We start from the raw sequence: 13,944 nt of genomic DNA, 5'->3' as shown, positions 1-13,944 counted from the left end.
GGAGGTACGGCCCGCGCCACGAGCGGGGGCCGTACCTGTCCTTAGGGAGCCACATGACCCCCCTCCTCGAAGTGCGCGGGATCGACAAGAGCTTCGGTCCGGTGAAGGTCCTGCACGACGTCGAGCTGTCCGCCTACGCCGGCGAGGTCACGGCACTCGTCGGCGACAACGGCGCCGGCAAGTCCACGCTGGTCAAGTGCGTCGGTGGCATCTACCCGATCGACGCGGGCCACCTGCTGTTCGACGGCAAAGAGGTGCACGTGCACAGCCCCCGCGACGCGGGCGAGCTGGGCATCGAGATCGTCTACCAGGACCTCGCGCTGTGCGACAACCTCGACATCGTGCAGAACATGTTCCTCGGCAGGGAGCGCAAGAACGGCCTCCTGCTCGACGAGGACAGCATGGAGGAACTGGCCGAGAAGACGCTCAGCGGCCTGTCCGTGCGTACCGTCAAGTCCATCAGGCAGCAGGTCTCCAGCCTGTCCGGCGGGCAGCGGCAGACCGTGGCCATCGCCAAGGCCGTGCTGTGGAACAGCAAGGTCGTCATCCTCGACGAGCCGACCGCGGCGCTGGGCGTGGCCCAGACCGCGCAGGTGCTGGAGCTGGTGCGCAGGCTGGCCGACACCGGCCTGGCCGTGGTGCTCATCTCGCACAACATGAACGACGTGTTCGCCGTCTCCGACCGGATCGCGGCGCTCTACCTCGGCAGGATGGCCGCCCAGGTCAAGACCGCCGACGTGACGCACGCGCAGGTCGTCGAACTGATCACTTCCGGCCGCAGCGGCGAACTGGGCCTCAAGAACGGGGTCACCCCATGAACAAGGTCAAGGAACTCCCGGGCGAGGCCATCGTCGCCGCGGCGCAGGCCCCCTCGATCAAGAACAGCTTCCTCGCCTACGTCCAGCGGGTGCGCGGCGGGGACATGGGCGCGCTGCCCGCCGTGCTCGGGCTGGTCGTGCTCTGCGGGGTCTTCGCCGCCGCCCGGGACTCCTTCCTCACCGCGGGCAACTTCGCCAACCTCTTCACGCAGGGCGCCGCCGTCACGCTCATCGCCATGGGCCTGGTGTTCGTGCTGCTGCTCGGCGAGATCGACCTGTCCGCGGGCTTCGCCAGCGGCGTCTGCGCGGCGGTCCTCGCCGTGACGCTGACCAGCGCGGGCCTGCCCTGGTACGTGTGCATGGCCGCCGCCATCCTCACCGGCGTGGTCATCGGCACCGCGCTGGGCACGCTGGTCGCCAAGGTCGGCATACCGTCGTTCGTGGTCACACTGGCCGCCTTCCTCGCCTTCCAGGGCCTGGTCCTGGTGCTGGTGAACGAGGGCACGAACATCTCCATCCGCGACGACGTGGTCGTCGCCATCGCCAACAGGAACCTGCCGCCGTGGCTGGGCTGGGCCCTGTACGCGCTCTGCGTGGCGGTCTTCGCGGCCGTGCAGCTCAGGCGGGCCAGGACGCGGGCCAAGCGCGGGCTGGTGGCCGATCCGCTGTCGCTGATCGCCTTCCGCGTCGGCGCGCTGGCGGTGCTCGCCGGTGCCGCGGTCGCGGTGCTCAACCTGGAACGCAGCCGTAACGCGGCGATCGTCTCGCTCACCGGCGTGCCGATCGTGGTGCCGGTCATCCTGGCGCTGCTGATCGTCTGGACGCTGGTGCTGCGCCGCACCTCGTTCGGACGTCACCTGTACGCGGTCGGCGGCAACACCGAGGCGGCGCGCCGGGCCGGCATCCCGGTCGACCGGATCAAGATCAGCGCGTTCGTGATCTGCTCCTCGATGGCCGCCATCGGCGGGATCGTGGCCGCCTCCCGGGCCAGCTCCGTGGACCCGAACACGGGCGGCTCCTCCGTCCTGCTGTACGCGGTCGGCGCGGCGGTCATCGGCGGCACCAGCCTGTTCGGCGGGAAGGGCCGGGTGCTGGACGCCGTGCTCGGCGGCGCGGTGGTGGCCGTGATCGAGAACGGCATGGGTCTGATGGGGTACGGGTCCAGCGTGAAATACCTGGTCACCGGGTCCGTATTGCTGCTCGCCGCGGGTGTCGACGCCCTGGCGCGCAAGCGGGCGGCTGCCGCTGGTCTAAGGTGATCAGCGACTCCCAGCCCCTGAAGGAATCCCAGACCATGCGTGCCGGCCCCTCCCAAGAGGACATCAGGCGCCACAACCTCGGCGCGCTGCTTCGCCATGTCCACCTGGGCGGGCCGATCTCGCGTGCCGAGCTGACCTCGAAGATGGGGCTGAACCGCAGCACGATCATGGCCCTGACCAGCGACCTCACCGCCGCCGGCCTGGTGCGCGAGGAGTTGCCCCGCGAGACGGGCCGGGCCGGCCGGCCCTCGCTCGTGGTGCGGCCCGAGTCGGCGCGGGTCTACGTCTTCGCCTTCGACGTGGGCCCCGACCGGCTGGCGGTCGCCCGGGTCGGGCTGGGCGGCGTGATCCTCGACCGCAGGGAGAGCGTACGCGACCGCGGCGCGTTCGAGCTGGACGAGCTGGCCGGGCTGCTGGCCGGGTTCGCCCGGCAGATGAGGCGCAAGACCAGGGCCGACACGGTCTGCGTCGGGGCCGCGGCGGCCGTGTCCGGCGGTGTGCGCAAGGGTGACGGCGTGGTCGTGTTCGGGCCCAACCTGAAGGCCGACGAGGTGCCGTTCGGCGAGGAGCTGGGCCGCCGGCTCGGCCTGGGACTGCCGGTCAGCGTGGGCAACGACGCCAACCTGGCCGCGCTCGCCGAGCACAGTCGTGGCGTCGGTGCCGCCGTGAGGGACCTCATCTACCTGCACGGGGACGTCGGCATCGGCGGCGGCATCATCGCGGGCGGCCACCTGCTCGGCGGCCACGACGGCTACGGCGGCGAGGTCGGCCACATGGTCGTCAACCCGGGCGGCCGCGCGTGCGGGTGCGGCTCGCACGGGTGCCTTGAGGCGGAGGTGGGGGAGCGGGCCCTGCTGGAGTCCGCCGGCCGGGTCTCCTCCGGGCAGGGCAGGGACGCGGTGCGGGCCGTGGTGGAGGCCGCCGACCGCGGGGACATCGTGGCCCAGGAGGCGCTCAGCCGGGTGGGGGACTGGCTCGGGCTGGGCGTGGCGAACCTGGTGAACATCTTCAACCCGGAGATGGTGATCTTCGGGGGCATGTTGCGGGAGATCTACCTGGGCTCGGCGGCCCAGGTCCGCTCCCAGCTCACCCTGCACGCGATGGCGCCGCAACGGGAGCGGCTGCGCCTGCGCACCTCGGCCCTGGGCGACGCCGCCACCCTGGTGGGCGCCGCCGAACTCGCCTTCGCCCACGTCCTGGCCGACCCCCTGGAAGTCCTGGCCCGCGCCAACGCCTGACCCCACCGGCCCGCGCCCCGTCTCGTCCACGCGCCGGATCCGGCTTTCCCACACGCGCGTTTTTCCTCCCGCGTCAGCGGGAGTTCCCCCCAAAGGGACAGCACCCCGGCGGCGGGAGAGTCGCGGTCGGCGGCGAGTCTCAGGTGACCCTGTTCCTGCGGGCCGTCCACGTGTTGCAGAACCCCGTGGCCCCGCCCCGATACCCCCGGTCCTGCCAGGACGCCAGGTTGCGTGGCTTGCCGTGGATGTCGCTCTCGTCCGCCGACCGTACCGCCGAGATCCATTCCTTCCACGAGATCCCCGGCCTGATGGACTCCAGCGTGGCGCTGTAGAACACCCCGGCGAAGCATTCGGCCTGCATCTCCAGCCGATGGCTCAGCAGCCGCCGCGCCGTCTCCGAGGCCGGCTCGTACAGGGCGGCCTGGGCGTCCAGCACCCCGATGAGCTGCTGCACGTGATGCCCCCACTCATGAGCCACCGAGTGCGCGATGTTCATCCGGAACGGGTCGCGCAGATCGCTGTCCATGATGCGGATGACGATCGTCCGGTGTCCGGGACAGTACTGCGCCCCGCTGCCGATGATGGCCCCGCAGACGGAGTCGCTCCCCGTGGTGATCGTGACCTCGGGCGGACTGTACGGCAGCCCGGCCGCGGCGAACCTGGCGGCCCAGAAGCGGTCGGCGCACCCGGCCATCGCCCGGTGGAAGGACCTGAGCGAGCGCACACTCCCCGCCCGGATCGAGGGGATGGAGCAGCGCTGCGGGACCACCTCCCCGCCCATCGCGCCCATGAGACCGGACTGGGCGCGATGGTCGGCCGCACTCGCGGGCGACGACGGGAGGAGACCCCAGACCACGCACGCGACCAGCGCTAAGAGGGGAATGCGCACGATCGCGAAGTTTAGAGCCTTTTCAGGGGGTGCGCCTCAGCGCACCTTGGCGTCCGACGCGGCCCAGGTGTTGCAGGCGCTCGCGGACTGGGCCTTGAAGCCCTGCTGCAGCCACCGCGTGTTGGCGGCGTCGCTGCCGTGGGACTCGTCCGACCCGCTGCGCACGCCGAGAGTGTCGAGGGCGATGGCGTTGTGCGTGCCCTTGACCAGGATGTTCCAGTCGCTGTCGGGACGGCCGAGCGAATCCCACACCCGCCCGACGAAGGCCGCGCCCATGCACTGCGCCTGCAGCTCGGAGCGGCGGATGCCCTCCATCGTGTCCTTGGTCTGGCGCTTGACGTAGAAGCGCTTGTCGGTCTCCTTGAGAATGCCGGTGAGCTGCTGGACGTGGTGGCCGTACTCGTGGGCCAGCACATGCATCAGCGCCAGGTCCGTCGGCTCCTCGATGATCTGCGGGCTCAGCAGGAAGGAGATCGACTTGGACGTGGAGCAGTAGATCGCCTGGACGTTGCCGTCGGGGAAGGGCCCGCAGGGAGTCTTCTCGCCCGGCTTGGTGATCACGTCGAGCTTCGGGGTGCTGAAGCTGTAACCCGCCTTCTTCACCACGGGACGCCACGCCTTGTCCAGGCAGACCATCACGGCGGTGAAGTAGTCCTCGGCCTCCTCGACCGTCCCCTGCGTGACCTCCGGTTCCTCGCACGTCTGCGTGCCGAGCTTGCCGGTCTTGTAGAGCGGGTTCTTCGTCAGGACCGGCTTGTAGGCCGGGGCGGTGGCCGCGTGGGCGGTGCCGGCGAAGAGCACACTGGCCAGGGCGCCCGCAATGAGCGCCAATCGGGGGGTACGCATGAGAACGAACCTTAGTGAAAAAAGGAGCTCCAGGTAAAGAAAGATTAATCAGGTGACATTCCGTGGTTTGGCGGCCCAGGTGTTGCACGCGCCGGGAGTGCCGAACTTGAAGCCGCGCAACATCCACTTCGCCTGCGTCGGACCCCTGCCGTGGTCGTTCTGCGGCCACCCCTTGGCGCCGTTCTTCCTGAACCAGTCCACCGTGTACGCCCAGTCGGACGCCGTGACCAGCGACGTGCCCTTCATCGTGCTCATGAACACCGAGGAGAAGCACTCCGCCTGCAACTCGGAGTTGCGCGACAACTGCAGCCGCTTGGCCTTGCCCGCTGCCGAGCGGGCGATCCAGTAGTAGCGCCAGATGCCCGAGACCTGCTGGACGTGGTGCCCGTACTCGTGGGCGATCAGCCGGGTGATGCCCAGCGGAAAGGGGTTGCGCAGCTGCTCCTTGCTGATCATCAGGTACATGGTGCGGTCCGTGGAGCAGTAGACTCCGTCCGCCCCGGCGTTCCACGACCCGCACGGGGTGCGCACCTTGCGGGTGATGATGCGCAGCCGCGGCTTGTGGAAGGGCATCTTCGCCTTGCGGAACTGAGCCGCCCACGCCTTGTTCAGGCAGGCGGTCACGCGGGTCAGGAAGCGCCGGTAGGCCACCATGCTGCCCGCGGGAAGCGCGCCGGGCGAGCAGTTCACGTCGGTGAGCCTGCCGGTCTTGTACAGGGGGTTGATCAGCGCCAGGGTCCTGCCCGCCTCGGCCGCCTGCTCCCTGACGCCCGATCCCTTCGCGGGAGGCGAGGCGAGCTGCTGGGCCTCGTTGGACAGGCTGGTCGAAGTCGTCGTCGCCACGTCCGCCAGCACGAGCACCAGTGCGGCCGCCGCCAGGGCGAGTGCCAGTGTGGCGGCTACGAGTGTCACTAGTCTGCTTTTTGGGACGGAGTTCATAGGTACCGAAAGACTAGGTCAAGATCGGACATATGTGGGTGGATTTGAACTCATGGAGCCAGTGAGGCCTCCGCGAACTAGACTCTTGTAATCGGCGCAAAAGCAGAGGGGAGTCTGATCCGTGAGCGGGTTGCTGGGCTCGATCGATGGACCGCAGGACGTCAAACGGCTCACTATCGAGGAGTTGCCACGGCTCGCGGGGGAGATCCGTGACGTGCTGGTCGACTCATGCGCCAGGTTCGGCGGCCACCTGGGCCCCAACCTCGGCGTGGTGGAGCTGACCATCGCACTCCACCGGGTCTTCGACTCGCCGAACGACCCCATCGTCTGGGACACCGGCCACCAGTCGTACGTGCATAAACTCCTCACCGGCAGGGTCGCCGGCTTCGAGGCGCTCAAGCAGGAGGGCGGCCTGTCGGGCTACCCGAGCCAGGCCGAGTCCGAGCACGACTTCGTGGAGAACTCGCACGCCTCCACCGCCCTGTCCTACGCCGACGGGCTGGCCAAGGCGTTCAAGCTGCGCGGCGACAGCCGCACGGCCGTCGCGGTGATCGGCGACGGCGCGCTCACCGGCGGCATGGCCTGGGAGGCGCTCAACAACATCGCCGCGGTCAAGGACCTGCCGGTGGTGATCGTGGTCAACGACAACGGCCGCTCCTACTCGCCCACCATCGGCGGCCTGGCCTCCCACCTGTCCTCCCTGCGGGTCAACCGCCACTACGAGGACATGCTCGACTTCGTCAAGGGCAAGATCGGGAACGTTCCTGTCCTGTACGACGCCCTGCACGGCTTCAAGAAGGGCGTCAAGGACGTTATCGCGCCGCAGGTGATGTTCGAGGACCTCGGCCTCAAGTACGTCGGCCCGATCGACGGCCACGACGAGCAGGCCATGGAGGCGGCGCTGCGCCAGGCCCGCGACTTCCGCGGCCCGGTCATCGTGCACGCCCTCACCCAGAAGGGCCGCGGCTACACCCCGGCCGAGAACCACGACGAGGACCAGTTCCACTCGCCGGGCGCGTTCGACCGGGCCACCGGCGCGGAGAAGCCCAAGGGCCGCATCTGGACCAACGTCTTCAGCGAGGAGCTCGTCCGGCTCGGCAAGGAGCGCGAGGACCTGGTGGCGATCACCGCCGCCATGTTGCACCCCACCGGGCTGGCCCCCTTCGCCGAGGAGTTCCCCGACCGCATCTTCGACGTCGGCATCGCCGAGCAGCACGCGCTGACCAGCGCCGCCGGGCTCGCCCTCGGCGGCATGCACCCGGTGGTGGCCGTCTACGCCACCTTCCTCAACCGGGCCTTCGACCAGCTCCTCATGGACGTCGCCCTGCACCGGCTGCCGGTCACGGTGGTGCTCGACCGGGCGGGCGTCACGGGCGACGACGGCGCCAGCCACAACGGCATGTGGGACCTGTCGATCCTCCAGGTCGTCCCCGGGCTGAAGGTCGCGGTGCCGCGTGACGGCGAGCGCGTCATCGAGCTGCTGCGCGAGGCCGTGGCCGTCTCCGACGGCCCCACCGCGCTGCGCTTCCCCAAGGGCCCGGTCATCGAGGCGATCGACGCGGTGGGCAAGCTCGGCGAGATGGACCTGCTGCGCACGGCCGAGGGCGAGCCCGACGTGCTGCTGGTGGGCGTGGGCCCGATGGCGCAGACCTGTCTCGACGCCGCGGTCCTGCTCGACGCCCAGGGCATCTCGGCCACCGTGGTCGACCCGCGCTGGGTCAAGCCGCTGGACGAGGCGCTCGTGCCGGCCGCCGGCGCGCACAAGCTGGTGGCGGTCGTCGAGGACAACGGCCGCGTCGGGGCCGTCGGCGACGCCGTGGCCCGCCTGCTGCGCGACGCCGACGTGGACGTGCCCGTACGCACCTTCGGCATCCCGCAGCGCTTCCTCGACCACGCCAAGCGCGCCGCGATCCTCGGCCAGATCGGCCTGACCGGCCAGGACCTCGCCCGGCAGATCACCGAGGCGGTCGCGAAGCGGACCTCCCACGTGGAGCCCGCCCGCCGCTGATCATCCTGCGGACCGCGGCGGTGATCACGACCACCACGACCACCGCCGCGGCCGCCACCGGCAGCAGCAACTCCATGTTCCGCCGCACCACCGCGCCGGCCACCGCGCCGAGCGTGATGTAGGTGCTCACCCAGGCCGTGCCGCCCAGCATCGCCCACACCATGAACCTGCGGTACGGCATGCCCACCGTGCCCGCCACGGCCGGGGTCAGCGCGTGCAGCACCGGCAGGAAGTACACCAGGGCCAGCGCCCATCCGCCGCGCGCGAACAGCCGCTCCGCGCGTACCCACCGGCGTTCCCCGATGCGCCGCCCCAGCCTGCCGTGCCGCAGCCGGCGGCCGTAGCGCCGGCCGAGGAAGTGTCCGCCGGACGCGCCCGCGAAGCAGGCCACCACGCCGGTGACGATCAGCGCGAGGGCCTCGCCCGCGCTGTCGGCGGTGGCGCCCGCGACGAGCAGCAGGCCGTCGCCCGGGGTGATCAGGCCGACCCCCACCGAGGCGTCCAGCGTCAGGAAGAGCAGCAGCAGCGGCAACACCACCGCGAGGTCTTGCCCGGCCAGGCGGTCGAGCAGATCATCGAGCATGGGGCCGCCCGCCTCTGACAAACGTGCGGCTCCATGGAGCATCGGGCCGGCTCGTTCTCCCCGGCATGCGGCCGAAGCGAGACCGTGGGATCGGCATGATCACCAAGGGTGTGGGAAGGATCGCTGACCGTGGATATCTTTCGCACGAAGAGCGTCGAGCAATCCATTCGCGACACCGAGGCGCCCGAGCACCAGTTGCGCAAACGCCTGACGGCCACGGACCTCACGGTCTTCGGCATCGGCGTGATCGTCGGAACAGGGATCTTCGTGCTCACGGGCCAGGTCGCCAAGGAGATGGCGGGCCCGGCGGTGGCGGTCTCGTTCATCGTCGCGGGCATCGTGTGCGGGCTCGCGGCGCTGTGCTACGCCGAGTTCGCCTCCACGATCCCGGTCGCCGGGTCGGCCTACACCTTCGCCTTCGCCACCCTGGGCGAGTTCCCGGCCTGGATCATCGGCTGGGACCTGTTCCTGGAGCTGGCGCTGGCCGCGGCCGTGGTGGCGGTCGGCTGGTCGGGCTACTTCGCCTCCATGCTGGCCTCCATCGGCCTCGGACTGCCCGCCTCCATCGCGGGCGAGGATCCGGTGGTGAACGTGCCGGCCATCGTCATCGTGCTGCTGCTCACCTCGATCCTGGTGGCCGGGATCAAGGTGTCCTCGCGGGTCAACCTGATCCTGGTGATCACCAAGATCGCGGTGGTGCTGCTGGTCATCGTGGCGGGCCTGTTCTTCATCAAGACCGCCAACTACACGCCGTTCATCCCCGAGGCGGTGTCCACCGCGCGGGTGGAAGGGCTCAAGGCGCCGCTCATCCAGTTCCTGTTCGGGGTCACGCCGGTGGCGTTCGGCGTGATCGGCATCTTCTCCGCGGCGGCGATCGTGTTCTTCGCCTTCATCGGCTTCGACATCGTGGCCACCGCCTCCGAGGAGACCATCAAGCCGCAGCGCGACGTGCCGCGCGGCATCCTCGCCTCGCTGGCGGTCTGCACGATCCTGTACGTCGCCGTCTCGCTGGTCGTCGTCGGCATGCAGAACTACACCAGGCTCAGCACGTCCGCGCCCCTGTCGGACGCCTTCGTCGCGGTGGGCCAGTCCTGGCTGGCCGCGATCATCAGCGTGGGCGCGATCGCCGGCCTGACCACCGTGGTGCTGGTCCTGCTGCTGGGCCAGACCCGGGTGTTGTTCGCCATGTGCCGCGACGGGCTGCTGCCGCGCCCGCTGGCGAAGGTGGACCGGCACTACGGCACCCCGGCCCGGCTCACGGTGCTGATCGGGCTGATCACGATGGTGCTGGCCGGGTTCGTCTCGTTCGGTGAGCTGGCCGAGCTGGTGAACATCGGGACGCTGTTCGCCTTCGTGGTCGTCTCGCTCGGCGTGATCATCCTGCGGCGCACGCGGCCCGACCTCCCGCGCGCCTTCCGCGCGCCGCTGGTGCCGTGGCTGCCGATCGTGTCCGTGCTGGCCTGCCTCTACCTGATGCTCAACCTGCCGGTGTTGACGTGGCTGAGGTTCCTGATCTGGATGGTCATCGGCGTGCTGCTCTACCTGGCCTTCGGCTACTGGAACAGCAGGAACGCGTTCCCCTGGCAGAAGAAGTCCGTGAGCTGAGCATGGGGGGCGGGTGCGGCCCGCCCCCCTGGGCATCAGATCGCGAGCACGGAACCGCCCACGGCCCGCATCTGGCAGCCGTTGGCGAAGAACTTGGCCCAGTGCACCTTCCTGCCGTACCACTGGCCCGCGACCACGGCCGCGTGTGGCTGGATCTCCTGGGTGCAGGCGGCGTTCGGGTTGGCGTTCAGCTTCGACGGCTCGCCCTTCACCCGCCGCAACATGCGGCAGGCGGCCTGCGCGTTCGGATGGGTGCCGCCGACGGGTGCGCAGTGAAGCCAGGCCGACTTCGCGGACCCGCCCTTCACCCCGTAGACGACCTTGAGGCGCACCTTGGGGTGCGGCGCGGCCATTGTGGGCGCGGATCCGCCCAGCAGGAAGGCTCCGCAGAGGATGAGGGCGCCGGCTGCCTTCAGCATGGTTACTCTCCGTTCGTCGGACGGCACCAAACGCTACGACGGAGAGGGGGAGGCCCGCGGGCGAGCCTCCCCAAAGCCCGGCAAAGAAATCAGGCGGGTACGGAGGCCACGCCCGGGGCCAGGAAGCGGGGCCGCGCGACGCCCTCCCGGTCCAGATACGGCGTGATACCGCCCAGATGGAACGGCCAGCCGGCGCCCAGGACCATGCACAGGTCGATGTCCTGCGGGGCGGCCACGACGCCTTCGTCCAGCATGAGGCGGATCTCCGCGGCCAGCGCCGCCAGCACGCGCTCGCGTACCTGCTCGGCGGTGGAGGGTGCGGTGCCGCCCTCGAACAGGGCCACCGCCTCGGGGTCGAGGGTGAAGTCCGGCCGGTAGACGCCGGGCTTGCCCGACTCGACCAGCTTGGCCAGGTTCTCCGAGACGCCGTAGCGGTCGGGGAACGCCTCGTGCAGCGTCTCGGCCACGTGCAGGCCGACGGCTGGGCCGACGAGTTGCAGCAGCGCGAACGGCGTCATCGGCAGCCCGAGCCCGTCGAGCGCGTGCTCGGCCGTCTCCAGCGGCGTGCCCTCGTCCACGGCCGCCACGACCTCGCCCATGAAGCAGGTCAGCAGCCGGTTGACCACGAACGCCGGCGCGTCCTTGACCAGCACCGACGACTTCTTCAGCGTCTTGCCCACCGCGAACGCCGTGGCCAGCGTGGCGTCGTCGGTCGCCGCGCCCTTGATGATCTCCAGCAGCGGCATGATCGCGACCGGGTTGAAGAAGTGGAAGCCGACCAGCCGCTCCGGATGCGCCAGGTCCGCGCCCATCTCGGTCAGCGAGAGCGAGGAGGTGTTCGTGGCCAGCACGCACTGCTCCGGCACCACGGCCTCGACCTCGGCGAACACCTGCTTCTTGACCGCCATGTCCTCGAACACGGCCTCGATCACGAAGTCGGCGTCGGCGAAGGCGTCCTTGGTCAGCGAGCCGGTCACCAGCGCCTTGAGCCGGTTGGCCTGGTCACCGGACACGCGGCCCTTGGCGAGCAGCTTGTCCACCTCGGCGTGCACGTACCCGACGCCCTTGTCCAGCCTGGCCTGGTCGAGGTCGGTCAGCACGACCGGCACCTCCAGGCGGCGGGCGAACAGCAGCGCCATCTGCGAGGCCATCAGCCCCGCGCCCACCACGCCGACCTTGGTGACCTTGCGGGCCAGCGAGGAGTCCGGCGCGCCCGCGGGCCGCTTGGCCCGGCGCTGGACCAGGTCGAAGGAGTAGAGCCCGGCACGCAGCTCGTCGCTCATGATCAGGTCGGCCAGCGCCGCGTCCTCGGCGGCGAAGCCCTCGTCGCGGGTGGCGGTCTCGGCCAGCGCGATGAGGTCCAGCGCCCGGTACGGCGCGGGCGCGGCGCCGCGCAGCTTCATGTCCACCAGGAAACGCCCGTCGGCGACGGCCTTCTCCCAGCCGCCGTGCTCCTGCCGCGTCACGACCGCGTCGCCGTTGACCACGCGGGCGGCCCAGCGCAGCGACTCCTCCAGGAAGTCGGCGGGCTCGAACATCGCGTCGGCGACACCCAGCTCGTACGCCTGCTTGCCCCTGGTCATGCGGTTGTTGGCCAGCGGGTTCTCGATGATCAGCTTGACCGCGTTCGCCGGGCCGATGAGGCGGGGCAGCAGTTGCGTGCCGCCCCAGCCGGGCACCAGCCCGAGGAAACACTCCGGCAGCGCCACCGCGGGCACGCCCGCCGAGATCGTCCGGTACGTGCAGTGCAGCGCGATCTCCAGCCCGCCACCCATCGCGGCGCCGTTGACGAACGCGAACGACGGCACCTCCAGCTCGCCCAGGCGGCGGAAGACGTGGTGGCCGAGCTCCGCGATGGCCAGCGCCTCCTCGCGCGAGGCCAGGGAGGCCGCGCCCTTGAGGTCGGCGCCGACGGCGAAGATGAAGGGCTTGCCGGTCACGCCCACGGCGGCCAGGTCGGTGCGCTGGGCGATCTCCGACAGCGCCCCGTTGAGCGCGAACAGGCCGTGCGGGCCGAACGTGCTGGGCTTGGTGTGGTCGAAGCCGTTGTCCAGCGTGATCAGCGCCATCGTGCCGGCCCCGTAAGGCAGTTGCACGTCGCGCACGAGCGCCTTGGTGACCACTTCGTCGGTGTTGCGCTCGCTGAGCAGCGCCCGCCACGTGTCCATCTTCGTCATGCCAGGTTCTCCCAGATCACGGTGCCGCCCATGCCCATGCCGACGCACATCGTGGTGATGCCGTAACGCACGTCGGGACGCTCGCCGAACTGCCGCGCGAGCTGCGTCATCAGCCGCACGCCCGAGGACGCGAGCGGGTGCCCGTAGGCGATCGCGCCGCCGTAGGGATTGACGCGGGGATCGTCGTCGGCGATGCCGAAGTGCTCCAGGAAGGCCAGCACCTGTACGGCGAACGCCTCGTTGATCTCGAACAGCCCGATCTCGGAGATGTCCAGGCCGGCCAGGCGCAGCGCCCGTTCCGTGGAGGGGATCGGCCCCACGCCCATGACCTCGGGGTCCACGCCCGCGAACGCGTAGGACACCAGCCGCATCTTCGGCTCCAGGCCCAGCTCTGCCGCGACCTCGGAGGCGGCCACGACGCAGCCGGTGGCGCCGTCGTTGATGCCGGAGGAGTTGCCCGCCGTGACGTTGCCGTGCGGCCGGAACGGCGTCTTGAGCGTGCTCAGCCCGTCCATCGTGGTGCCGGGGCGCGGCGCCTCGTCCTCGACGGCCAGGCCCCAGCCCTTCTCGGCCGTCCTGATCGCGGCCGGCACCAGGTCGGGCTGGATCTTGCCGTCGGCGTACGCCTTGGCCGCCTTCTCCTGCGACAACACCGCGTACGCGTCCGCGCGCTCCTTGTCGATCGACGGGTAGCGGTCGTGCAGGTTCTCCGCCGTCATGCCCATGACCAGCGCGCTCGGGTCGACCAGCTTCTCCGACAGGAAACGCGGGTTGGGGTCGACGCCCTCGCCCATGGGGTGGCGGCCCATGTGCTCGACGCCGCCGGCGATCGCGACGTCGTACGCGCCGAACGCGATGCCGCCCGCGACCGTGGTGACCGCGGTCATCGCGCCGGCGCACATGCGGTCGATCGCGTAGCCGGGCACGGTCTTGGGCAGCCCGGCCAGCACGGCCGCCGAGCGCCCGATGGTCAGGCCCTGGTCGCCGATCTGCGTGGTCGCGGCGATGGCGACCTCGTCCACGCGTTCTGGGGGCAGGCCGGGGTTGCGCCTGATGAGCTCGCGGATGACGCGGACGACCAGGTCGTCCGCGCGGGTCTCCGCATACAGTCCCTTCGGCCCTGACCTGCCGAAAGGCGTGCGCACGCCGTCAACGAACACGAC

At 70.3% G+C, this 13,944-nt stretch carries 12 protein-coding genes; 5 read left to right on the top strand and 7 right to left on the bottom strand.

The features are described from left to right. Nucleotides 1–53 precede the first annotated feature (53 nt). The 3 genes from AB0I81_RS08180 to AB0I81_RS08170 are packed head-to-tail and all read left to right on the top strand — an operon-like array spanning nucleotide 54 to nucleotide 3,315. Entirely contained in the window at nucleotides 54–818 is a 765-nt protein-coding gene (locus AB0I81_RS08180) for an ATP-binding cassette domain-containing protein (RefSeq protein WP_360651932.1), read from the top strand. Then, on the top strand, nucleotides 815–2,077 hold the full coding sequence (locus tag AB0I81_RS08175) for an ABC transporter permease (RefSeq protein WP_360651929.1): 1,263 nt from the start codon (nucleotides 815–817) through the stop codon (nucleotides 2,075–2,077). Before AB0I81_RS08180 ends, AB0I81_RS08175 begins: the two co-directional genes overlap by 4 nt. 35 nt (nucleotides 2,078–2,112) lie before the next feature. Beyond that, nucleotides 2,113–3,315, top strand: coding sequence for an ROK family transcriptional regulator (locus AB0I81_RS08170; protein WP_360651926.1), 1,203 nt, complete (start codon nucleotides 2,113–2,115; stop codon nucleotides 3,313–3,315). A gap of 139 nt (nucleotides 3,316–3,454) precedes the next feature. Here AB0I81_RS08170 and AB0I81_RS08165 read toward each other — a convergent pair whose 3' ends face one another. The 3 genes from AB0I81_RS08165 to AB0I81_RS08155 are packed head-to-tail and all read right to left on the bottom strand — an operon-like array spanning nucleotide 3,455 to nucleotide 5,962. Beyond that, nucleotides 3,455–4,204 carry a neutral zinc metallopeptidase gene (locus AB0I81_RS08165; RefSeq protein ID WP_360651920.1) on the bottom strand — a complete coding sequence of 250 codons (750 nt, stop codon included), beginning with the start codon at nucleotides 4,202–4,204 and terminating at the stop codon, nucleotides 3,455–3,457. Between the two features lie 36 nt (nucleotides 4,205–4,240). Then, the gene (locus AB0I81_RS08160) at nucleotides 4,241–5,050 is read right to left on the bottom strand and encodes a neutral zinc metallopeptidase (protein WP_360651917.1); all 810 of its coding nucleotides are present in this window, start codon (nucleotides 5,048–5,050) and stop codon (nucleotides 4,241–4,243) included. A 48-nt stretch (nucleotides 5,051–5,098) separates the two neighbouring features. Beyond that, entirely contained in the window at nucleotides 5,099–5,962 is an 864-nt protein-coding gene (locus AB0I81_RS08155; RefSeq protein WP_360651914.1) for a neutral zinc metallopeptidase, read from the bottom strand. Nucleotides 5,963–6,119: 157 nt separating this feature from the next. Between AB0I81_RS08155 and dxs the strand changes: the two genes are divergently transcribed. Further along, the gene (gene dxs, locus AB0I81_RS08150) at nucleotides 6,120–7,997 is read left to right on the top strand and encodes a 1-deoxy-D-xylulose-5-phosphate synthase (RefSeq protein ID WP_360652060.1); all 1,878 of its coding nucleotides are present in this window, start codon (nucleotides 6,120–6,122) and stop codon (nucleotides 7,995–7,997) included. Here dxs and AB0I81_RS08145 read toward each other — a convergent pair. Beyond that, complete coding sequence (locus AB0I81_RS08145; RefSeq protein WP_360651911.1) at nucleotides 7,945–8,580, bottom strand: VTT domain-containing protein; 636 nt, start codon at nucleotides 8,578–8,580, stop codon at nucleotides 7,945–7,947. The two genes, dxs and AB0I81_RS08145, sit on opposite strands and share 53 nt — an antisense overlap. Before the next feature lie 129 nt (nucleotides 8,581–8,709). Between AB0I81_RS08145 and AB0I81_RS08140 the strand changes: the two genes are divergently transcribed. After that, complete coding sequence (locus AB0I81_RS08140; protein WP_360651908.1) at nucleotides 8,710–10,185, top strand: amino acid permease; 1,476 nt, start codon at nucleotides 8,710–8,712, stop codon at nucleotides 10,183–10,185. Between the two features lie 35 nt (nucleotides 10,186–10,220). On the opposite strand, the gene AB0I81_RS08135 is transcribed toward AB0I81_RS08140, so the two are convergent. The 3 genes from AB0I81_RS08135 to AB0I81_RS08125 form a co-directional block, all read right to left on the bottom strand. Continuing rightward, nucleotides 10,221–10,604 (bottom strand): SSI family serine proteinase inhibitor, encoded by a 384-nt coding sequence (locus AB0I81_RS08135; RefSeq protein ID WP_360651905.1) that lies wholly within the window; start codon nucleotides 10,602–10,604, stop codon nucleotides 10,221–10,223. Between the two features lie 89 nt (nucleotides 10,605–10,693). Beyond that, a complete protein-coding gene (locus AB0I81_RS08130; RefSeq protein ID WP_360651902.1) occupies nucleotides 10,694–12,781 on the bottom strand; it encodes a 3-hydroxyacyl-CoA dehydrogenase NAD-binding domain-containing protein in 2,088 nt (695 codons plus the stop codon). Then, nucleotides 12,778–13,941 (bottom strand): thiolase family protein, encoded by a 1,164-nt coding sequence (locus tag AB0I81_RS08125; RefSeq protein WP_360652058.1) that lies wholly within the window; start codon nucleotides 13,939–13,941, stop codon nucleotides 12,778–12,780. Before AB0I81_RS08125 ends, AB0I81_RS08130 begins: the two co-directional genes overlap by 4 nt. Nucleotides 13,942–13,944: the final 3 nt, after the last annotated feature.

The sequence above is a fragment of the Nonomuraea sp. NPDC050404 genome (assembly GCF_040655495.1).
Classification (GTDB): domain Bacteria; phylum Actinomycetota; class Actinomycetes; order Streptosporangiales; family Streptosporangiaceae; genus Nonomuraea.
The sequence above is the reverse complement of the archived record's forward strand: the minus strand, read 5'-3'. Positions and strand labels throughout refer to the sequence as shown.

Bases quoted from the DNA above. Each gene is read 5' to 3' on its own strand.
- AB0I81_RS08175 (WP_360651929.1), top strand. From the start codon at position 815: ATGAACAAGGTCAAGGAACTCCCGGGCGAGGCCATCGTCGCCGCGGCG.
- AB0I81_RS08130 (WP_360651902.1), bottom strand. From the start codon at position 12,781: ATGACGAAGATGGACACGTGGCGGGCGCTGCTCAGCGAGCGCAACACC.
- AB0I81_RS08145 (WP_360651911.1), bottom strand. From the start codon at position 8,580: ATGCTCGATGATCTGCTCGACCGCCTGGCCGGGCAAGACCTCGCGGTG.
- AB0I81_RS08135 (WP_360651905.1), bottom strand. From the start codon at position 10,604: ATGCTGAAGGCAGCCGGCGCCCTCATCCTCTGCGGAGCCTTCCTGCTG.
- AB0I81_RS08170 (WP_360651926.1), top strand. From the start codon at position 2,113: ATGCGTGCCGGCCCCTCCCAAGAGGACATCAGGCGCCACAACCTCGGC.
- AB0I81_RS08180 (WP_360651932.1), top strand. From the start codon at position 54: ATGACCCCCCTCCTCGAAGTGCGCGGGATCGACAAGAGCTTCGGTCCG.
- AB0I81_RS08160 (WP_360651917.1), bottom strand. From the start codon at position 5,050: ATGCGTACCCCCCGATTGGCGCTCATTGCGGGCGCCCTGGCCAGTGTG.